Below are 20,696 nucleotides of genomic sequence, written 5' to 3'. Positions count from 1 at the left end.
ATCGGAGGGTGAGCAACCCCCAGCACCCGCCGCCCCAGCAACCGCCGATGTACTCCCCCGCGCCGATGACGCCCGCGGACGAACGGATGTGGGGGATGTTCGGCCACCTCTCCGCGATCGCGGCGTCCCTGATCGGACTGCCCTTCCTCGGGCCGCTGATCGTCTTCCTGGTCTACAAGGACCGCAACGGGTTCGTCCGCGGGCACAGCGCCGAGGCGCTGAACATGACGATCTCGGTGATCGTCTACGAGATCGTCCTGTCGATCGTCTGCGGGCTCATCACCGCGGTGACCCTGGGGTTCGGCTCGCCGATCTTCGTCCTGCTCGGGGTACCGGGGATCGTGTTCCTGGTGTTCGCGATCCTCGCGGCCGTCGCGGCGAACAGCGGCCGGGTCTACCGCTACCCGCTGATCTTCCGCCTGGTGCGCTGACCCCTCCCGGTGCGCCGGGCGGGGTTCAGGCGATGGCGCGCAGGTCCGCGGTCCGGGCCTCGAGGTCGCCGGCGAGGGGGATGACCGACACGGTGGTCACCCCGGCGGCGGCGTAGTCCGCCAGCCGGTTCCGCACGTGCTGCGCGGAACCCACCAGGCAGGTCGCGTCCAGGAACCCCGCGGGGACGGCGGCGGCGGCCTCCCGGTGCCGTCCGGCCAGGAAGTGCTCCTGGACCTCGTCGACGGCGTCGGAGAAGCCGAGGCGGCGACCGAGGTCGGCGTAGAAGTTCTTCTCGCGCGACCCCATGCCCCCCAGGTACAGGGCGACGTAGCGACGGACGGGGAGTTCGGCCCGGGTCCGCTCCTCCCCCGTCGCGTCGGTGAGCAGCAGCGCGACGCTGGCCGTGACCTCGAAACCCTCGGCGGGCCGGGGGCGCAGGGCGAACCCGGAGCGCAACTGGTCGAACTGCGTGGAGGAACCCTCCGGCACGAGGAACAGCGGCAACCACCCGTCGGCGATCTCGCCGGCGAGGGCGACGTTGCGCGGGCCGACGGCGGCGAGGTGGATCGGGAGGTCGGGGCGGGGCGGGGGTTGCATGAGCTTCAGCGGGATCCCCGGGCCGCCGGGCAGCGGCAGCGTGAGGTGTTCCCCGGCGTACTCGGAGGTCTGACGCGCGAGCAACCGCCGCACGACGTCGACGTACTCGCGGGTGCGCCCCAAGGGTTTCGCGAACGGCTGGCCGTACCACCCCTCGGCCACCTGCGGACCCGAGACGCCGAGCCCCAGGCGGAACCGGCCCCCGGAGATCCCGTCGAGGGTCGAGGCGCTCATCGCGGTCATCGCGGGGGTGCGGGCCGGGATCTGCAGGACGGCCGAGCCGAGCCCGATCCGCGACGTCCCCGCGGCCAGCCAGCCCAGGACGCTGACCGCGTCGGTGCCGTAGGCCTCGGCGACCCAGGCCGAGGCGTAGCCGGCCTCCTCCGCCGCTCGCGCCAGCGACAGCGCCTGCGCCGCGGCGGGGCCGATCTCACCGGTGAGGTAGCCGAGGCTCAGTCCGAGGTCCACCCGCCCGACCCTAGACCTCGGTGCAGGACCGGCAGGGCCCGGTCAGGGCGCGGTCGGGTCACGCAGGTACCGCGCCGAGCACGAGTCCGGCGAGCAGGGCGAAGTCCTGCGGGTCCAGGGGCACGAGGCCACGACGCAACCGGTACCCCCAGTTCGCGGACGCGGTCAGCACCAGCCGGTCCCGGACCTCCTCGAGCGCGACCGGCTGCACGGGTTCGTAGTCGACGAGACGACGGAACGGCCGGAAGGAGCTCCCGGGCGCCATGACCTGCTCCGCCTGGAAGGTCTCGTCGTCCGCGACGACACCGAGCGCGGTGAACGCCCGGAGCGGGACCCTGCCGCCCATCTCCTCGGTCGGGGAGTAGTAGACGAAACCGTCACCGCGCCGGAACCGGTCCAGCCCGGAACGCTTGCCGTGCTGGACCTGCGCGAAACCCTGGCGGACACCGATCCGCACGTGGGCGGCACTGGCGACGCCGAGCCAGGCGCGTTCTGGGAGCTTCTCCATGCCGGGCAGTCTCACCGGAGAAGGTGACATCTCCTGTCAGGTTCAGGCCAGGAGCCGACGCACGACCGCGTCGGCCAGCAACCGGCCGCGGCGGGTCAGCGCGACCCGGCCGCCGGGGGCCGGCTCGAGGAGGCCGTCGAGGAGCAGCTGGGCGGTCTCCGTCCGCACCCCCCACCAGGCGGGGTCGAAACCCTCGGACAGCCGGGACCGCAGCAGCACGTCCTCGACGCGGCGGTCCTCGGCGGCCAGGACCTCGCGGGCGTGGGCCGGGGACTCCCCGGCGCCGATGCGGCCGGCGTAGGCCGTGGGGTGCTTGACGTTCCACCACCGCACGCCCCCGACGTGGCTGTGCGCTCCGGGGCCGATCCCCCACCAGTCGCCGCCGCGCCAGTAGGCGAGGTTGTGCCGGCAGGCGAAGCGGGGCTCACGCGCCCAGTTGCTGACCTCGTACCAGGAGAAGCCTGCGGCCGCGAGGGTGTCGTCGACGATCTCGTACTTGTCGGCCTCGTCGTCGTCGGAGGGTTCCGGGACCTCGCCGCGGCGCATCTGCCCGGCGAGCTTCGTCCCCTGCTCGACGATGAGGGCGTAGGCCGAGACGTGGTCGGGTTCGCAGGACAGCGCCGCGTCGAGGCTGACGCGCAGGTCGTCCAGCGACTCCCCCGGCGTGCCGTAGATGAGGTCGAGGCTGACCTCCAGCCCCGCCTCCCGGGCCCAGCGCACGGCGAGCGGCACGCGGGCCGGGTCGTGGGTCCGTTCCAGCACGGCGAGGACGTGCGGGACGGCGGACTGCATCCCGAAGGACACCCGGGTGAAACCCGCCGCGGCGAGGCGCTGCAGGCCCTCGGGGGTGACGGAGTCCGGGTTCGCCTCGGTGGTCACCTCGGCGCCGGGCGCGATGCCGAGTTCGTCGCGGACGGCGCCCAGCATCAGCTCGAGGTCGGCGGCCGGGAGCAGCGTCGGGGTCCCGCCGCCGAAGAAGACGGTCTCGGCGGGCCGGACGGCGTCCCCGAGCACGCGGGCGGCGAGGTGGACCTCCTGCGCGGCGGTCGCGGCGTACGCGGCCTGCGAGCCACCACCGCCGAGCTCGGTGGCGGTGTAGGTGTTGAAGTCGCAGTAGCCGCAGCGCACCGAGCAGAACGGGACGTGCAGGTAGACGCCGAAGGTGCGGTCCGCCGCGCCGCGCAGGGCGTCGGGGGGCAGCGACCCGTCGGTCGGGACGGACTCGCCGTCGGGGAGGGTGCTCGGCACGCCCCCAGTGTCACCCCGCCGCCGCCGCTTCGTCTTACCCCTAGGGGGTAGGGGTTGCAGGAGGAACCCCAGGGGGGTATCAAGGAGTCATGGAGAACGCAGTCGGGTACGCCGGCGAGAAGGACGAGGTCCTGAAGCGCCTGCGCCGGATCGAGGGCCAGGTCCGTGGCCTGCAACGCATGGTCGAGGAGGACGTCTACTGCATCGACGTCCTGACGCAGGTCTCGGCGGCGACGAAGGCCCTGCAGGCCGTCGCGCTGTCGCTGCTCGACGACCACCTCGGGCACTGCGTCGCGCAGGCGGTCGCCGAGGGTGGTCCGGTCGCGGACGCCAAGATCAAGGAAGCCAGCGCAGCCATCGCGCGGTTGGTGAAGTCATGAGTGACGTCGGGAGTGAGGCGACGATGAACGAGTTCGACGTGTCCGGCATGACGTGCGAGCACTGCGTGCGGGCGGTGACCGAGGAGGTCTCGGCCCTGCCCGGTGTCACCGACGTCCGCATCACCCTCGTGCCCGGCGGGAACTCCACCGTGCACGTGACGAGCACCTCCCCCCTCGACCGGGCCGCGGTCACCGCCGCCGTGGACGAGGCGGGGTACGAGCTGGCGGAGTGACCCGGTGAGCGATCGGGTCGAACTGCTCATCGGCGGCATGACGTGCGCGTCCTGCGCGAACCGCGTCGAGAAGAAGCTCAACCGGATGCCGGGCGTCGAGGCGAGCGTCAACTACGCGACGGAGAAGGCGCACGTCCTGCTGCCCGTCGGCACCGCCGTCGAGGCGGCGATCGAGGTCGTCGAGGCGACGGGTTACACCGCCACCGTGCCCACCCCCCTCCCTGAGCGCGAACCCGTGGTCTCCCAAGGGGATCCGGCGACGGAGGTCCTGCGGCGCCGGGTCCTGGTCTCCGCCGCGCTGGGGCTGCCCGTCCTGCTGCTCTCGATGGTCCCCGCCCTGCAGTTCACCAACTGGCAGTGGCTGGCCCTCACCCTGACCGCCCCGGTCGCGGTCTGGGGTGCGTGGCCGTTCCACCGCGCCGCGTTCGTGAACGCCCGCCACGGTGCGGCGACCATGGACACCCTCGTCAGCCTGGGCGTGATCGCCGCGTTCGCCACGTCGCTGGTGTCGCTGTTCCTCGGTGACGCGGGGATGCCCGGGATGCACATGGAGTTCTCGCTCTTCGGCTCCACCGGCGACGAGCTCTACCTCGAGGTCGCCGCGGTCGTCACCGTGTTCGTGCTCGTCGGGCGCTACCTGGAGGCCCGGGCCCGGCGCAGTTCCGGCGCCGCACTGCGGGCCCTGCTGGCGTTGGGGGCCAAGGACGTCGGGCTCCTCGACGACACCGGGGAACGTCGCGTCCCGATCGCGGAACTGCGGGTCGGGAACCGGTTCGTCGTCCGCCCGGGTGAGACGGTCGCGACCGACGGCACGGTGCTCGAGGGATCCTCCGCCATCGACCTCAGCATCGTCACGGGTGAGACCGTCCCCGTCGAGGTCAGCGCGGGTGACGCCGTCGTCGGCGGCACCGTCAACGCCGGCGGCCGCCTCGTCGTGCGGGCCACGCGCGTCGGGGCCGACACCCAGCTCGCCCGGATCGGTCGCCTCGTCGAGGCGGCCCAGTCGGGAAAGGCTGCGGCGCAACGACTCGCGGACCAGGTGTCGGGGATCTTCGTGCCCGTCGTCCTCATCGGGGCGGTGGCGACCCTCATCGGCTGGCTGCTGGCCGGGGCCTCCCCCGGTGCGGCCCTGACGACGGCCGTGGCGGTCCTCGTCATCGCCTGTCCGTGCGCGCTCGGGCTCGCGACCCCGACCGCGCTGCTGGTCGGCACCGGGCGCGGCGCCCAGCTGGGGATCCTCGTGAAGGGCCCGGAGGTCCTGGAGTCCACCCGCCGCATCGACACCGTCGTGCTCGACAAGACCGGCACCGTGACGAGCGGCCGGATGGCCCTCGTCGACGTCGTGCCCGCGGCCGGGGTGTCCCCCGAGGACCTGCTGCGAGCGGCCGGTTCGCTCGAGGACGCCTCGGAGCACCCCGTGGGCCGGGCGCTGGCCGCCGGGGCCCGGGCGCGGGTCGCGCTCTCCCCCGTGCGGGACGTGGTCGCCGCGGCGGGGGCCGGGATCGCCGGCGTCGTCGACGGTTCGCCCGTCCGCGCTGGTCGTCCCGACTGGGTGGGGGTTCCCGTGCCCGCGGAACTCGCCGGCGCCCTGGAGCAGGCCGAGTCCGCCGGACGCACGGCCGTCCTGGTCGCCTCCGCCGGCCGGGCCCTCGGCGTGCTGTCGGTCGCGGACACCGTGCGCGACACCAGCGCCGACGCCGTCGCCGGTCTGCGGTCGCTGGGCCTGCACCCGGTGCTGCTCACGGGCGACAACGAGCGGACGGCGCGGGCCGTCGCCACGGCCGTCGGCATCGACGACGTCACCGCCGGTGTCGCTCCCGAGGACAAGGTCGCCCACGTCGCCCGGTTGCAGGCCGCGGGGCACGTCGTCGCGGTCGTCGGGGACGGCGTCAACGACGCCGCGGCCCTCGCGACCGCCGACCTCGGCATCGCGATGGGCAGCGGCACGGACGTGGCGATCGAGGCGAGCGACCTCACCCTGGTGCGGGCCGACCTGCAGGCCGCCGTCGACGCGGTCCGGCTGGCCCGACGCACGCTGTCCACGATCCGCGGGAACCTGTTCTGGGCCTTCGCCTACAACGTCGCGGCCCTGCCGGTCGCGGCGGCCGGACTGCTGAACCCCGTCGTCGCGTCCGCGGCGATGGCGTTCTCGTCGGTGTTCGTCGTCACCAACTCCCTGCGGCTGCGCCGTTTCCGCTGACCAACTTCTGGGGAGCTTTCCACCCTTCCGGGGGCCGAGAAGGGTGGAAAGCTCCCCAGAAGTTGGTCAGTGGAGGGCGTTGGCCTTCGAAACCTCACCCAGCCAGTGGGCAGAGGGTTTGGGGTGGCGTTCGAAGGTCTCGCGGTCCCAGGCGACCAGGCCGAAGGTGGGACGGAACCCCGAGGCCCACTCGTAGTTGTCGAGCAGGCTCCAGTGCAGGTACCCGCGGACGTCGATCCCGTCCTCGAGGCACGCGTGGACCCCCTCGAGCGCACCCTGGGTGTAGGCGATCCGACGGGAGTCGTCGGCGGTCGCGATGCCGTTCTCGGTGACCATCAGCGGGACACCACCGGTGAGTTCCCAGGCCGAGCGCAACCCGTCGGCCGCGGCCTGCGGGTAGAACTCCCAGCCGGTGAGCGTCGTCTCGACGTCGTCGGCCACGGGGACCGGGCCGTCCGGGCCGACGAAGGTGCGGGTGTAGGCCTGCACGCCGACGAAGTCGTTGCCCTGGGAGTTCTCCAGGTACCAGTCGTCGCGCGGGTGGCCGTAGGTGTGGACCATCTCCTCCGCGCCCGGTTCGCCCGTGCTCCTGAACGCCTGGGTGGCGATCGTCCAGCCGGACTTCACCTCCGGCAGCTGCGAGAGCACGTCGCGGGCGCGTTCGTGCGACGCCAGCAGCTGGTCGGCGACGTGCAGGTCCGGGTTCGGCAGACCGTGCGCGACGAGGTTCGAGGCATCCTCTCCCCCGGCCAGCATCGCCGCGATGTTGGGTTCGTTGATGGTGCAGACCCACTCCACGTCGCGGACGACGGGCAGGGCCGCCTCCACGTAGCGGCCGAACAGGTCGACGGCGTCGTCGGCGCGCCAGAACCCGTCGCGCTCGAACCAGCGCGGCACCGTGAAGTGCATGAGGGTCACGACCGGCTCGATGCCGAACTCGCGGCAGGTGTCGACCATCCGCCGGTAGTGGTCGAGAGCCGCGCGGGAGACGAAACCCCGTTCGGGTTCGATGCGGGCCCACTCGATGCTGAACCGGTAGGAGTTCATCCCGAGGTCGGCGAGGATCCGGATGTCCTCGCGGTAGCGGTGGTAGCTGTCGGCGGCGTCGCCAGAGGGCTCGACGATCGAGGTACCGGTTTCGTGCTCGTGCACCCACCAGTTGCTGCCGACGTTGCCGCCCTCGATCTGGTGGGCGGCGGTGGCGGCACCCCAGAGGAAGCCGTCGGGGAAGCGGAGCATGGGTCGTCCTTCCGGTGTGTCGATCAGCGCGAGTGCGCGCGGGCGGGGTTCGGGACGGCGTCCAGCAGTTGCACCGTGTAGGGGTCGGTGGGGTGCTGCAGGACCTGCGCTGTCGACCCGCGTTCAACGACGCGACCCTCGTGCAGGACGAGGATGTCGTCGGTGATGAGCCGGGCGCTCAGCAGGTCGTGGGTGATGTAGAGCAGCGACAGTCCGAGCCGTTCACGCAGTTCCTCGAGGAGGGCCAGGACGCCGGCGCGCAACGACACGTCGAGCATCGACACCGGTTCGTCGGCGATGAGCACCTGCGGTTCGCAGGCCAGCGCGCGGGCGATGACGACCCGCTGACGCTGCCCGCCCGAGAGCTGGTGCGGGAGCTTCTGCGCGAACTGGCCGGTCGGCGCGAGTCCGACGGTCTCCAGGATCTCGTGGACCCGACGGCGAGCGTCGGCGCCCTTGAGGTCGGTGTGGTTCAGCACCGGACGGGTCAGCTGGTACTCGACGGTGTGCAGCGGGTTCAGCGCCGCGTAGGGGTCCTGGAAGACCATCTGCACGTTGCGGTGCAGGGCCTTCAGACCCCGGCCGTTGAGCTTGCCGATGTTCAGGTCGCCGTGGGAGACGGAACCCTCGGTGGGGGCCTCGACGCCAGTGATCATCTTCGCCAGCGTGGACTTGCCGGAACCGCTCGCCCCGACCAGGGCCAGCGCACCGCCGGGTTCCAGGGTGAAGGAGACGTCCCGCACGGCCTGCACGGGGGCTTCGCCCCGACGCGGCGCCGGGTAGGTCTTCGAGACCCCGTCGACGACGATCGCGGAACCACCGGGGCGACCGTGGTCGCGGCGGGGACGCAGGCTGCGGTCCTCGAACCCGGGCAGCGAGACGACCTCACCGCGCGGGTCGGCGTAGTGGCTCAGCAGCATCCGGGTGTAGTCGTCGTGGGGGTCCTCGTGGACCTGCTGCGAGGTCCCGTCCTCGACGATCCGTCCCTCGTGCATGACCAGCACGCGGTCGGCCGTCTCCAGGACGATGCCGAGGTCGTGGCTGATGAGGACGGCGGTGAAACCCTCGGTGCGCTGGAGCGCGGTGATGGTGTCCATCACCGCGTGCTGCACCAGGACGTCGAGCGCCGTCGTCGGCTCGTCGAAGACGACCAGCTGCGGGTCCAGCGACAGCGCCAGTGCGATCGAGACCCGCTGCCGCATGCCCCCGGAGAGTTCACCGGGGAAGCGGTCGAGGACCTTGGTCTCCAGTTCGACCTTGCCGAGCAGCTCCGCCGCCCGGTCCCGCCAGTGCGCCCGCGGTACGTGGCCGTGGGCCCGGAAGACGTCGACGAAGTGGTCGCGGATGCGACGCACCGGGTTCAGTGCGTTCATCCCGGACTGCAGGACCATCGCGAACCCGCCCTGCCGTTGCCGGCGGAGCTGTTCGTCGTCGAGTTCGCGGACGTCGTGACCGCCGAAGAGGATCTGCCCGCCGTTGGTGCGGGCCGGGGGCTTCTGCAGCCGGGTGATGGCGTAGCCGAGGGTCGACTTGCCGGACCCCGACTCCCCCACCAGACCGACGAACTCGCCGCGGCGCAGCGTGAACGAGACGTGGTCGACGGCCTGGACGGGGTCCTGGCCGGCCGACTCGTAGACGACGGACAGGTCGCGCACGTCCAGCAGCGGCTCGCCGAGCTCGCCCCCGGAACGCGATCCGGTGCCCAGGGTGTCGGGGCTGGTCATCACTTCCCCTTCCGAGCGGTCTTCGGCGCGGTCTTCCGGGCGATCTTCGTCGAGCCCTCGCGCAACCTGGGGTTGCTGACGGCGTCGACGCCGAAGTTGATGAGGGTCAGGCTCATGGCCAGCAGAGCGATGCAGAGACCGGGGGCGAACAGCAGGGCCCACTGCCCGGTGAGCAGCGCACTGGAGTTCTGCGCCCAGTAGATCATCGTGCCCCAGCTGACGACGGAGGTGTCGCCGAGGCCCAGGAACTCCAGCCCCGCCTCGGCGAGGATCGCCGCGGTCGCCGCGCCGAAGAAGCTCCCGACGATGAGCGAGGTCATGTTCGGCAGGATCTCGCGGAAGACGATGCGGGCCGAGGAGTCGCCGGAGAACCGGGCCGCCTCGACGAAGTCGCGGGAGCGCAGGGACTGCGTCTGGGACCGCAGGACGCGGGCACCCCAGGCCCAGCCGGTGATGACGATCACGGCGATGATGACGGTGATGCCACCGTTCTGCAGGTAGGCCGCGATGACGATCATGAAGGGCAGACCCGGGATGACGAGGAACAGGTTCACCACGAACCCGATGACCTCGGCCACCCACCCGCGGGTGTAACCCCAGGACAGACCGACGAGCACGGCGACGACCGTCGCGAGCAACCCGGCGGTGAACCCGACGAGGACGCTGATCCGGGCCCCGTGGACCAGTTGGCTCAGGACGTCCTCACCGGCGGCCGTGGTGCCCAGCCAGTGCGCCGCGGAGACGTCCTGGCCGCCTTCGAAGCTGTTGTCCTTGCCGTCGTAGGGCGCGATCAGCGGCGCGAACACCGCGACCAGGAGGAAGAACACCAGGACGACGACGCCGACCCGGGCCTTGCGGTTGGACCAGACGGTCGCGGCGGAGCGGCCGACGGTGCGCCAGGCGCTCGGTCCGCGGTCGACGCTGAGATCGCTCGGGGTGGTCGAGGTGGCCACGGGGATCACTTCCGGGTGCGGGGGTCGAGGAGGCCGTAGAGCACGTCGACGAGGAAGTTCGCGACGAGGACGCTCACGGTGATCATGAGGAACAACGCCTGCATCAGCGGGTAGTCCTGCCCGATGACGGCGTTGAAGAGAAGGTAGCCGATGCCCGGGTACCCGAAGACCTGCTCGACCAGCACCGACCCGCCGACGACCCCGCCCAGCGACAGCCCGAAACCGGTGAGGTTCGGCAGGATCGCGTTGCGGGCGGCGTAGCGGATCGCGACGGTGCGCCCGCGCAGCCCGTTCGCCTCGGCGAAGGTGACGTAGTCGTCGCCGAGGGTGTTGATCATCGCGTTGCGCATCCCGAGGATCCAGCCGCCCAGCGAGGTCAGCAGGATCGTGATCGCGGGCAGCGCGGCGTGGGCCAGGGCGTCGCCGAGGAAGTCGAGCCCGAACGCCGGCGTCGTCGTCGCCGAGTAGGCCCCCGTCGTTGGGAACCAGTGCAGGACGTAGCCGAGGAAGAACAGCAGCAGCAGCGCGGTCCAGAAGTACGGGAACGTCGAGAGGAAACTGCCCGACAGGGTCGGCAGCGCGTCCAGCCAGGTACCCCGCTTCCACGCCGAGGCGACGCCGATGAGGGTCCCGAGGACGAACGCCAGCACCGTGACCGCACCGACCAGCACCAGGGTGTAGGGCAGGGCCTGGGACACCATCGAGGAGACGGTCTGCGGGTAGAACGTGTAGGAGACCCCGAAGTCCAGGGTGAGCACCTGGTGCAGGTAGGAGACGTACTGCGAGAGCAGGTTGCCGTCCGGAACCCCGAGCTGGGCCTCGATGGCGGCGCGGGTGGCGGGGCTGACGGGTCCGTTCTGGGAGAGCTTCGCGACGGCGGCGTCGGCCGGGGTGCCCGGCATGAGCCGCGGCAACGCGAAGTTGACGGTGACGGCGGCCCAGAGGGTGAGCACGAACAGGCCGAGCTTCCCGAGCAGGTAGCGACCGGGGAACCCGGCCCCGGGCACCCGGGAGACCCGGGGTGGCGCAGCGGTGTCGAGGGCGGTCATGCCGCACCCCCCTTCCCGGTGAGCCGGAGGCGGGTGAAGATGCCCAGCGGCGCGGAGTCGTAGTTCTGCGGGGCCATGTACGGGTCGGCCTCGGTGGGCCAGCCGGTGAACTTGGCGTCGTTGTAGAGACCCCAGAGCCCGCCGTAGTAGAGCCCGATGACGGGCAGCTCGTCGTAGACCTTCTGCTGCAGCGCCTGCGCGGCGCGCAACTGGGCGGCGGGGTCGGTGGAGGACTTGAACGCCGTCAGCAGGTCGTCGACCGCGTCGTCGGAGAACCGTTCGTAGTTCGCCTGCGTCGTCTTCCCCACCTCGGTGACGAAGTCGCTGGACATCAGGTCGTTGAAGGCGCGGAACACGTCGCCGCCGCCCATGCCGCCGATCGCGACCTCGAACTCGCCGTTGCCCAGCGCGGACTGGTACCCCGCCGGCTGCGGGAGCTGGAGGGAGACGTCGAGGCCGATCTCGCCGAGCTGGCGCTGGACCTCCTGGGCCGCGCGGGTCCAGTCGGTGTAGCCGTTGGCGGAGGTGAGGGCGAAACCCAGCTGCTTCCCGCCCGCGTCGACCAGCTTGTCCCCCTGCAGGGTCCAGCCGGACTGCGCGAAGGCGGCGAGCGCCCCGTCGCGGTCCTGGGCGACCATCCCCTGGTCCGGGATGTCGGGGTTCAGCCACTCCTGCTGGTTGGGCAGCATCAACCCGGTCTGGCCGGCGGGTTGCATGTACCCCTCGCTGGCCACCTGGGCGATGCGGGCCCGGTCCAGGGCGAGCGACATCCCGCGGCGCACGTCGACGTCGTCGAAGGGGGCGACGGTGTGGTTGGGGACGAGGGCGATGATGCCGCCGGGCGGGAACCAGAACTTGTTGTGCTCGCTGGCCGCACCCCACGTCCCCTCGACGTCGGAGATGAACGAGTAGCTCCAGTCGTAGCCGCGGGTGACGGTGTCGAGCTGGTTGCTGGTGCCCGGCAGGATCAGGTGGGCGATCTCGATCTTCTCGGCCTGCCAGTAGTCCTCGTTGCGGTCCATCGAGTACTGCTGCGGGTTGTAGTTGCCCAGCACGAAGGGTCCGGTACCGACGGGGTTCTCGTTGCGGAACGTCGAGGGATCCGCGACGTCGCGCCACAGGTGCCGCGGCACGATGCAGGTGACGCCGAGGACCGCCAGCGCCGGGACGTCGTCGGTCTGCAGGTGGAAGACGACGTGGTCGCCCTGCACCTCGAGGGAGTCCAGGTGCTGCCAGGCGCCCTTGGTGTCGAGGGAGGGGTTCGCCTGGAACAGGTCGAAGGTGAACTTCACGTCGTCGGCGGTGAACTCCTCGCCGTCGCTCCACCGCGCCTGCCGGATCGTCATGTCGATCGTGCGGGCACCGGGGAGTTCCCAGGACTCGGCGAGCCAGGGGATCTGCTCGCCGTCGAGGGGGTTCACCAGGACGAGGGGTTCGTAGATCCACGTGGACGCGGTCCGCTTGTTCGTCAGGTACGGGTTGAAGTTCCTGTCGAAGAGCGGGTTGCCCTTGTCCGCGTTGATCAGCATGGTGTCGGCGCCGATCGTCGGATCGGCCTGGCTGCGCACCTGCACGCTGCATCCGCTGAGTCCTGCGGCACTCGCGAGCGCGGCACCTGCACCGAACCCTGCGAGCACTCCCCGGCGCCTCATGGCCGGGCCCTGCCGAAGCGTCATCGCTCTCGACCTCCACGTCGTCGTCCAGGCCAACGTATGCGCTTACATCGCGTGGTGCAAGCCCGTGCTGCCCGGACGGCTCAGAGCGTGGGCGGGCAGCTCTCCCGCAGCAGCACCTCGACGGGCAGCCGGGTGTCCAGCCGCGGCGCCTGCGGCAGCGCGAGGCGGTCGACGATCGCGCGCACCGCGGCCCGCCCCAGTTCCGCCATGGGCTGGGCGACGGTGGTCAGGGGCGGCTCGGTGAACCGGGAGACGTCGATGCCGTCGAACCCGGTCACCAGGACGTCCCCGGGGACCGAGAGCCCGCCGGCCCGGACCGCGTCGAGCGCCCCCAGCGCGGACTGGTCGTTGGCGCACACCAGCGCCCGCGGGGTCCGCTCCCGCAGCAGCCGGGTCACCGCCTCGAAGGCCCGGTCCCCCCGGAAGTCCCCGCGCAGCACCGGGACGGTCTCCGGCGCCACCCCGGCCGCGGTCAGCGCGGCGAGGAACCCCCGACGTCGCTCGGCCTCGTCCGGGGAGTCCTGCGGACCGGCGACGTAGACGACGTCGCGGACCCCGAGGGTGGTGACGACGTGGGTGGTGAGGGCCTGCATGCCCGCGGCGTTGTCGACGCTCACGTGGTCGAACCCGTCGGCGCGGGTCGCGTCGGCCAGGACCACCACGGGGATGCGCCGCGCCACGTGGGCCAGCAGGTCGTCGGAGACCGTGCGGGCCAGCACGGCGAGCCCGTCGACCCGGCCGGCGATGTCGTTGACGATGACCTCCCGGCTCGGTCCCCGTCCGGCCGCGACCATCAGGGCGAACCCGCGCCGCCAGGCCTCCACCTCGGCCCCGCGCAGCACCTCGTCGAAGTAGAGGTTGCGCATGGCCGGCGCCGGTCCCGGTCGGCGGTCGTCGACGATGCGGACCCCGCCCCGCAGCGTCATCGCGGGTCGCGGGTCGCGGACCGCCTCGTCGCGGGGGTCCTCGCCCTCCAGTCCGTCGTGACCGGGGAAGCACAACCCGATCACCCCGGTGCGCCGCCCGGCGAGCGCACGGGCGTTGCCGGAGGGGACGTAGCCGAGGTCGCGCACGGCCGTCATCACCCGTTCGCGCGTCGCCTCCCGGACGGCGTCGGGGGTGCGCAGGACGCGGGAGACGGTGGCGATGGAGACGCTCGCGCGGTCGGCGACGTCGTAGACCGTGGGTGCCTTGCCGCCGGAGGTTCCCGGGGACGACGTGGCCGCCATGGCTGCGCGCCTCCTGCTCGCTCGTGCTCGTCCCGCGCTCGAGCGCGGTCACCACCGCAGAGCGCGGTGGGCTCGGACGATGCTACGGCGCTCCCCGGATCCCACCACCGGTTGCGGCGCGGGCCCCGGGGTCCAACCCTGTTCCGATGAACAGCAGGAACGTCCAGTCCCGGGCCGAAGAGGGCGCCCGTCGGGGTGAGGCCTTCGCCCGGGCCCACGAGGCCGGGGTGAAGCGCGTCGGACGCGTGGGCGTCGCGGCCGAAGGGGTGGTCTACCTGCTCATCGCGTGGCTCGCGGCGCAGGTGGCGCTGGGTTCCGGCAGCGGTTCCGCCGACTCCAGCGGTGCGCTCGGCCAGATCGCCTCGAAGCCCTTCGGGGAGGTCCTGCTGGTGGTCCTGGCCCTCGGCTTCGTCGCCCTGCTCGTCTGGCAGGTCGTCGCGGCGATCACCGCGGACAAGACCTCGCGCCGGGTGAGCGCCGTGGCCAAGGCCGTGGCCGCCGCCGCGCTCGCGGTGTCGTCGCTGAAGTTCGTCGCCGGGGGCGGCTCCTCCAGCGGTCAGCAGCAGCAGACCGTCACCCAGCGCGTCCTCGAGGCCCCCGGCGGGGCCGTCGTGGTCGTGGTCGTGGGTCTCGTGATCGTCGGGATCGGGGTCGCGACGGTCGTGCGCGGGCTCCAGGAGAAGTTCGAGGACAAGGTCGAGGGTTCGCTCTCGCCGGCCCTGACCGGACTGGGGGTCGCCGGCTGGGTCGCCCGCGGAGTCGCCTTCGCCGTCCTGGGCGTGCTGGTCGTCGTCTCGGCGACCGGCGACACGGGCAAGTCCCGCGGCCTGGACGCCGCCTTCCACGAGATCGCCGCCCAGCCCTTCGGCACCGTCGCGCTCCTGCTGGTCGCCCTCGGGCTCGCGGCCTACGCCGTCTTCCAGCTGATCACGGCCCGGCGCCGGAGTCGGGCCTGATCCGCTCGGCCCACCGTGAGAACGTGATCCGACCGGGACGGCGGCCCGGGAACCAATCCGGCCGAGGATCGGTTGCGAACTGAGGGTGGCCTTATGGACGCGGGCGCCGAACCGGCACACTGGTCCGCGGCAGTCCACCCCCAGACTGGGATCTCACGGAAGCAGGAGTCACGTGTCTCGCAAGATCATCACCCCGGGGGACATCCGCGACCACGTCCTGCGCCTCGGGGAGAAGTACCCGCCGATCAGCCTGGACTCCGTCGACCGCACGGTGCACGACCCCCGCCGGGTGCGCGACACCTTCGGCCACGTCATCGACTACCTGGCGCGCGTGGAGCTCGAGGTGGACCGCAACGTCCTCGAGCTGCTCACGCTGCTGCCGGACGTCTCCGAGACGGACCGCCTCTTCTACGCCGACGTCTGGCAGCCCCAGGAGATCCAGCACGGGCTGATCCTGGACCGGTTGCAGCAGGACATCGACATCGCCCCCGCCGACCCCAACACCGACGACGTGAGCGCCAAGATCCGGCTGCTGGGGTCCCTGGCGCACTTCAAACCGATCCAGGAGGTCGCGCGGCTGCTCTACTACCTGACCGGCGCGGCGACGGAGAAGTCCGCGGTCGTGGCCTACAACCTGCTCGTAGACGGCCTCGACGGGATCGGCGAGGACGCGATCTCGAAGACGGTCGTGCAGCCCATCCGCCGTCAGGAACCGGGCCACTTCGCCTTCTACCGGCTCTCGGCGACGGAGATGATCCAGCAGAACGTCCTCGCCCCCTGGCAGTTGCGGCTGGCTAAGGTTCTGCGTCGCAAGTCCTTCGGCCTGGTCGGCGCGCACAACCCGCAGTACTCGGCGCAGCTCGGGGGGATCCTCAGCACCCTCGGTCTGGCCGAGAAGCTCGAGGACTTCGGCGCCCAGATCGGCCTGGTCGAGCGTGAGCTGCTGTGGGCGCGCGACCAGGGGATGCGCGTGCCCGACTACATCATGGCCGCGCTCAAGGACACGATCGAGCAGTTCCGCACCCAAGGACTGCCCCGCGTCGTGTGAGCAGTAGCGTTCCACCGTGCCGCTGACCGATCTCCCGCTGGCCGAACTCCGCACCTACCGCGGTGACGTGGCCGAGCCCGCTGACTTCGACACCTTCTGGGCCGACAGCCTGGCCCTGGCCCGTGCCCACGACCTCGCGGTGACGCTGTCGCCGTACGAGGGGCCGGCGCTGCCCGCGCTGCAGGTCCACGACGTGCGCTTCGCGGGCTGGGCCGGCGATCCGATCGCGGCGTGGCTGATCCGCCCCGCGCACCTCCCCGGCCCGCTGCCGGTCGTCGTGGAGTTCATCGGCTACTCCGGGGGGCGGGGTCTGCCGGTGGACCGGACGACCTGGGCCGCAGCGGGCTTCGCCCACCTCGTCGTCGACACCCGCGGGATGGGGCAGGACACCCCCGACCCGGACCCGAACGCCCCCGCGGGACAGTGGTTCGGCGGGTTCATGACCAAGGGGATCACCGACCCGGCGACGTACTTCTACCGCCGGGCCTACGTCGACTGCGCCCGCGCCGTGGACGTCGCGCACGCCCTGCCCGCCCTCGGGATCGACGTCGACACCCGCCGGGTGGTCGTGCGCGGCGGCAGCCAGGGCGGCGCGTTCACGCTCGCCGCGGCGGGCCTGTCCGGGGACCGGGTCGCCGCGGCGCTCGTCGACGTCCCGTTCCTCTGCCACGTCCGTCGGGCCGTGGACACCGCCCCCGACGGCCCGTTCCCCGAGGTCGTCCAGTACCTCCGGCGGCACTCCCCCGAGGCCGTCGAGCAGACGTTCACCACGCTGTCCTACGTCGACGGGGCGAACTTCGCGGCCCGGGCGAGCGTCCCCGCCCTCTTCAGCGTCGCCCTCATGGACCCCGTCTGCCCGCCCTCGACGGTGTTCGCGACCTACAACCGCTACGGCGAGCGCAGCGGCCGGGACGTGGCCAAGGACATCGACGTGTGGGAGTTCGCCGACCACGGCGGGGGTCTCGGGTTCCAGGTGCAGCGCCAGTTGCGCTTCCTCGAGCGCCTCGGGCTCCGGTGAGCGGGTTCGAGCCGGAGGTCGACCCGTGGGCCCTGTCCCTGGTGGCCCGCGTCGAACGTGAACCGCTCCCCACCCACACCGACGTCCTGGTCGCCGCGGCCCGGGCCGTCGTCCTGCTGCTGGACGACCCCCGGGCCACCGACCCCGAGGGTGAGCTCCACGACGCGGTCCAGGCCTGGCGCGACCGGCGGATCCGCAAGATCTGCCGCCGTGCCCGCGGCGCGAAGTGGGAGCGCACCGAAGGGCTGGCGCACGTCGAGGCCTCCCACGGGGACGCCGTGGTCCGGGTCTTCGCCCCGCACCCGCGCGACGAGGTTCCGCCTGCGCTGAAACCCCTGCAGGTCGGCGGCCTCGACCTCACCGACCCGGAGGACCTCCGGGCGCCCGGTCCCGACGGGCTGCTCACGATCAGGCTCAGCCCCGGGGTGACGATGACCACGGGCAAGGCCGCCGCGCAGGTCGGGCACGCCGCCCAACTCGCGTTCGAGCGGCTGCCCGCGGCCCGGGTGGACCCGTGGCGGGCGGCGGGTTTCCCGGTGCGCGTCGTGACCGGGGCCCCGGTCCTGGGGGCCGCCGGACGGATCGACGTGCGCGACGGCGGTTTCACCGAGGTCGCGCCGGGAACGGTCACCGCCAGTGCAGGTTTCGAAGGGACGGTCTGACGTGCCGGAACAGGGTGTGGCGCTGCGGCGCATGGGGTTCCTGACGATCGGGTCGTTCGACCCGGCCGATCCCGGACCCGGTCACGAGACGACGCTGGAGGTCGTGGAACTCGGTGAGCAGCTGGGTTTCGACTCGGCGTGGTTACGTCACCGGCACCTGCAACCGGGGATCTCCTCCCCCGTCGCGGTGCTCGCGGCCCTGTCCCAGCGGACCAGCAGGATCCACCTGGGGACCGCGGTCACCCCGCTGGGCTGGGAGAACCCGCTGCGCCTCGCCGAGGACCTCGCGACGGTCGACGTCCTCACCGGCGGTCGTCTCGAACCCGGCGTGAGCGTCAGCACGCCCATGCAGTACGAACGCGTCAAGGCGGCGCTGTACCCCGACACCGCCGACGTCGAGGACTTCGGCTACGAACGCGTCCTGCGGTTGCAGCGGTTCCTGCGCGGCGACCCCGTGACCGACTTCGCCGGGACCGAGGGCATCGAGGTGTTCTCCGACCGGGTGGAACCGCACTCCCCCGGCCTGGCGGACCGGCTCTGGTACGGCGGCGCGAGCCTCACGTCCGCCCGGTGGACGGGTGAGCAGGGCATCAACCTGCTGGCCTCCAGCGTCGTGCGCTCCGAGGACGGGTCCAGCGACTTCGCCGCGATCCAGGCCGGGCACCTCGAGGCGTTCCGCGCGGCGCACCCCACGGGGCGCACCTCGCAGGGACTGGTGGTCATCCCCACCGACACCGCCACCGCCGCACAGCGCGCCAGGTACCAGGCCTACGTCGACGCCCGGACCCCGCGCACCCGGGAACCGCAGGGCCCCGGCCGCTTGCTGTTCGCCCCCGACGTCATCGGGTCCAGCGAGGAGATCGCCGCGCAGTTGTGGGCGCACGCGGGGTTCCGCCTCGTCGAGGAGGTCGCCTTCGCCCTGCCGTTCGGTTTCGAGCACGAGGACTACGTGCAGATCCTCACCGACATGGCGACCCGGCTGGGCCCCCTCCTCGGCTGGGCACCCGCCCCCTGAACCGACCGTGGTCCCGCTGGAGACCCAGCGGGACCACGGTTCGGGGAGGTTACTTCTTGGCGTTCTTGGGGTCCGCCGCGTCGGAGGAGAGCGCGGCGATGAAGGCCTCCTGGGGCACCTCGACCCGCCCGACCATCTTCATGCGCTTCTTCCCCTCCTTCTGCTTCTCCAGCAGCTTGCGCTTGCGGGTGATGTCCCCGCCGTAGCACTTCGCGAGGACGTCCTTGCGGATGGCGCGGACGTTCTCCCGGGCGATGACCCGGGCCCCGATGGCGGCCTGGATCGGCACCTCGAACTGCTGGCGGGGGATGAGGTCCTTGAGCTTGCCGGCCATCATCACGCCGTAGCCGTAGGCCTTGTCGCGGTGGACGATCTGGCTGAACGCGTCGACCGTCTCACCCTGCAGGAGGACGTCGACCTTCACCAGGTCGGCGGCCTGCTCGCCGTCCACGTCGTAGTCGAGGGAGGCGTACCCGCGGGTGCGCGACTTCAGCTGGTCGAAGAAGTCGAAGACGATCTCGGCCAACGGCAGCCGGTACCGCATCTCGACGCGGTCCTCGGAGAGGTAGTCCATGCCCTGCAGGTCCCCGCGTCGCTGCTGGCACAGTTCCATGACCGCGCCGATGAACTCGGCGGGACACAGGACGGTGGCCCGCACGACCGGTTCCCGGACCTCGGCGATCTTGCCCTCCGGGAACTCCGAGGGGTTGGTCACCTCGACGACCCCCTTGTCCTCCAACGTGACCTGGTAGGGAACGCTGGGGGCGGTGGAGATCAGATCGAGGTTGAACTCGCGTTCGAGGCGCTCGCGGACGATCTCGAGGTGCAGCAGTCCGAGGAACCCGATGCGGAACCCGAAACCCAGGGCGACCGAGGTCTCCGGTTCGTAGCTCAGCGCCGCGTCGTTCAGCTTCAGCTTGTCGAGGGCGTCGCGCAGCAGCGGGTAGTCGGACCCGTCGATGGGGTACAGACCGGAGAACACCATCGGCTTCGGGTCGCGGTAGCCGCCCAGCGCCTTCGTCGAGGGTTTCGCCGCGTTGGTGACGGTGTCACCGACCTTGGACTGGCGGACGTCCTTCACCCCGGTGATGAGGTAGCCGACCTCACCGACCCCGAGGCCCTTCGACGGCGTGGGCTCGGGCGAGCTGACCCCGATCTCGAGGAGCTCGTGCGTCGCCCTCGTCGACATCATGACGATCTTCTCCCGCGGGGAGAGGCTGCCGTCGATGACGCGGACGTAGGTGACGACCCCGCGGTAGGTGTCGTAGACGGAGTCGAAGATCATCGCGCGGGCCGGACCGTCCGGGTCGCCGACCGGGGACGGGATCTGCTGCACGATCTGGTCCAGCAGCGGTTCGACCCCGACGCCGGTCTTGCCCGACACCCGCAGGCAGTCCTCGGGTTCGCAGCCGATGAGCTTGGCCAGTTCCTCGGCGAACTTCTCCGGCTGCGCGGCCGGGAGGTCGATCTTGTTGAGCACCGGGATGATCGTGAGCTCGTTCTCCATGGCGAGGTAGAGGTTCGCCAGCGTCTGCGCCTCGATCCCCTGCGCCGCGTCGACGAGCAGCACGGCGCCCTCGCAGGCGGCCAGCGAGCGGGAGACCTCGTAGGTGAAGTCGACGTGCCCCGGGGTGTCGATCATGTTCAGCGCGTAGTCGGTGCCCTCGTGGCCCCACGGCATGCGCACCGCCTGCGACTTGATCGTGATGCCGCGCTCGCGCTCGATGTCCATGCGGTCGAGGTACTGCGCGCGCATGGCCCGCGAGTCGACGATGCCGGTCAGCTGCAGCATGCGGTCCGCCAGCGTCGACTTGCCGTGGTCGATGTGGGCGATGATGCAGAAGTTGCGCAGCAGCTCCGGCGGCGTCGAGGCGGGTGCCGGTGAGGCGGCGGCCATCGGGGACACGGGCGGGGAGCACCTCTCGATCGGGCGGGCAGACGAACCCCCATGGTCGCACGTCCGCCCCCTCTCCCGTCCGTCTGCACGTCCCCGTGCGCGGGAACCGACGGGTGCACAGCGGCGTCCCAGCTCCACGGTCACGGCGACCGAACCCGCTGGAG

General features: G+C 71.7%; 19 protein-coding genes. 9 read left to right on the top strand and 10 right to left on the bottom strand.

Annotation, left to right across the window (positions count from 1 at the left end; all coding sequences use genetic code 11):
* Positions 1-8 precede the first annotated feature (8 nt).
* The gene (locus tag OG218_RS22515) at positions 9-431 is read left to right on the top strand and encodes a DUF4870 domain-containing protein (RefSeq protein ID WP_328295453.1); all 423 of its coding nucleotides are present in this window, start codon (positions 9-11) and stop codon (positions 429-431) included.
* 25 nt (positions 432-456) lie between these two features.
* Here the strand turns inward: OG218_RS22515 and OG218_RS22510 are convergent, their stop codons facing one another.
* From OG218_RS22510 to hemW, 3 genes are read right to left on the bottom strand one after another with little or no spacing between them, the layout of a single operon-like run.
* A complete protein-coding gene (locus tag OG218_RS22510) occupies positions 457-1,497 on the bottom strand; it encodes an LLM class F420-dependent oxidoreductase (RefSeq protein WP_328295452.1) in 1,041 nt (346 codons plus the stop codon).
* A 58-nt stretch (positions 1,498-1,555) separates the two neighbouring features.
* Positions 1,556-2,005: an EVE domain-containing protein gene (locus OG218_RS22505; protein ID WP_328295451.1), complete on the bottom strand. Its 450-nt coding sequence runs from the start codon at positions 2,003-2,005 to the stop codon at positions 1,556-1,558.
* 42 nt (positions 2,006-2,047) lie between these two features.
* Positions 2,048-3,253, bottom strand: a complete 1,206-nt coding sequence (gene hemW / locus OG218_RS22500) for a radical SAM family heme chaperone HemW (RefSeq protein ID WP_328295450.1) — start codon at positions 3,251-3,253, stop codon at positions 2,048-2,050.
* Positions 3,254-3,342: 89 nt separating this feature from the next.
* On the opposite strand from hemW, the gene OG218_RS22495 reads away from it, so the two are divergent.
* From OG218_RS22495 to OG218_RS22485, 3 genes are read left to right on the top strand one after another with little or no spacing between them, the layout of a single operon-like run.
* The gene (locus OG218_RS22495; RefSeq protein WP_328295449.1) at positions 3,343-3,633 is read left to right on the top strand and encodes a metal-sensitive transcriptional regulator; all 291 of its coding nucleotides are present in this window, start codon (positions 3,343-3,345) and stop codon (positions 3,631-3,633) included.
* The gene (locus tag OG218_RS22490; protein WP_328295448.1) at positions 3,630-3,866 is read left to right on the top strand and encodes a heavy-metal-associated domain-containing protein; all 237 of its coding nucleotides are present in this window, start codon (positions 3,630-3,632) and stop codon (positions 3,864-3,866) included. The genes OG218_RS22495 and OG218_RS22490 overlap by 4 nt, the downstream gene beginning before the upstream one ends.
* Before the next feature lie 37 nt (positions 3,867-3,903).
* On the top strand, positions 3,904-6,066 hold the full coding sequence (locus tag OG218_RS22485) for a heavy metal translocating P-type ATPase (protein ID WP_442906543.1): 2,163 nt from the start codon (positions 3,904-3,906) through the stop codon (positions 6,064-6,066).
* Positions 6,067-6,132: 66 nt separating this feature from the next.
* Here the strand turns inward: OG218_RS22485 and OG218_RS22480 are convergent, their stop codons facing one another.
* From OG218_RS22480 to OG218_RS22455, 6 genes are all read right to left on the bottom strand, one after another.
* Entirely contained in the window at positions 6,133-7,305 is a 1,173-nt protein-coding gene (locus OG218_RS22480) for a glycoside hydrolase family 1 protein (RefSeq protein ID WP_328295446.1), read from the bottom strand.
* 23 nt (positions 7,306-7,328) lie between these two features.
* A complete protein-coding gene (locus tag OG218_RS22475; protein WP_328295445.1) occupies positions 7,329-9,029 on the bottom strand; it encodes an ABC transporter ATP-binding protein in 1,701 nt (566 codons plus the stop codon).
* Entirely contained in the window at positions 9,029-9,982 is a 954-nt protein-coding gene (locus OG218_RS22470) for an ABC transporter permease (RefSeq protein ID WP_328295444.1), read from the bottom strand. Before OG218_RS22470 ends, OG218_RS22475 begins: the two co-directional genes overlap by 1 nt.
* A gap of 5 nt (positions 9,983-9,987) precedes the next feature.
* Entirely contained in the window at positions 9,988-11,031 is a 1,044-nt protein-coding gene (locus tag OG218_RS22465; protein ID WP_328295443.1) for an ABC transporter permease, read from the bottom strand.
* Positions 11,028-12,605, bottom strand: a complete 1,578-nt coding sequence (locus OG218_RS22460) for an ABC transporter substrate-binding protein (protein WP_328295442.1) — start codon at positions 12,603-12,605, stop codon at positions 11,028-11,030. Before OG218_RS22460 ends, OG218_RS22465 begins: the two co-directional genes overlap by 4 nt.
* A gap of 182 nt (positions 12,606-12,787) precedes the next feature.
* Positions 12,788-13,936 (bottom strand): LacI family DNA-binding transcriptional regulator, encoded by a 1,149-nt coding sequence (locus tag OG218_RS22455; RefSeq protein ID WP_328295441.1) that lies wholly within the window; start codon positions 13,934-13,936, stop codon positions 12,788-12,790.
* Positions 13,937-14,082: 146 nt separating this feature from the next.
* Between OG218_RS22455 and OG218_RS22450 the strand changes: the two genes are divergently transcribed.
* The 5 genes from OG218_RS22450 (at position 14,083) to OG218_RS22430 (ending at position 18,635) form a co-directional block, all read left to right on the top strand.
* A complete protein-coding gene (locus OG218_RS22450) occupies positions 14,083-14,892 on the top strand; it encodes a DUF1206 domain-containing protein (RefSeq protein ID WP_328295440.1) in 810 nt (269 codons plus the stop codon).
* Positions 14,893-15,064: 172 nt separating this feature from the next.
* Positions 15,065-15,940, top strand: coding sequence for a GTP-binding protein LepA (locus OG218_RS22445; RefSeq protein WP_328295439.1), 876 nt, complete (start codon positions 15,065-15,067; stop codon positions 15,938-15,940).
* Between the two features lie 16 nt (positions 15,941-15,956).
* Positions 15,957-16,958 carry an acetylxylan esterase gene (locus OG218_RS22440; protein WP_328295438.1) on the top strand — a complete coding sequence of 334 codons (1,002 nt, stop codon included), beginning with the start codon at positions 15,957-15,959 and terminating at the stop codon, positions 16,956-16,958.
* A complete protein-coding gene (locus OG218_RS22435) occupies positions 16,955-17,620 on the top strand; it encodes a hypothetical protein (protein ID WP_328295437.1) in 666 nt (221 codons plus the stop codon). Before OG218_RS22440 ends, OG218_RS22435 begins: the two co-directional genes overlap by 4 nt.
* A 1-nt stretch (position 17,621) precedes the next feature.
* Positions 17,622-18,635 (top strand): LLM class flavin-dependent oxidoreductase, encoded by a 1,014-nt coding sequence (locus tag OG218_RS22430; protein ID WP_328295436.1) that lies wholly within the window; start codon positions 17,622-17,624, stop codon positions 18,633-18,635.
* Positions 18,636-18,684: 49 nt separating this feature from the next.
* On the opposite strand, the gene lepA is transcribed toward OG218_RS22430, so the two are convergent.
* Positions 18,685-20,532 carry a translation elongation factor 4 gene (gene lepA, locus OG218_RS22425; RefSeq protein WP_328296280.1) on the bottom strand — a complete coding sequence of 616 codons (1,848 nt, stop codon included), beginning with the start codon at positions 20,530-20,532 and terminating at the stop codon, positions 18,685-18,687.
* Between the last annotated feature and the right edge of the window lie 164 nt (positions 20,533-20,696).

Origin of the sequence: Kineococcus sp. NBC_00420, from assembly GCF_036021035.1 — a bacterium.
GTDB lineage: Bacteria > Actinomycetota > Actinomycetes > Actinomycetales > Kineococcaceae > Kineococcus.
The sequence above is the reverse complement of the archived record's forward strand: the minus strand, read 5'-3'. Positions and strand labels throughout refer to the sequence as shown.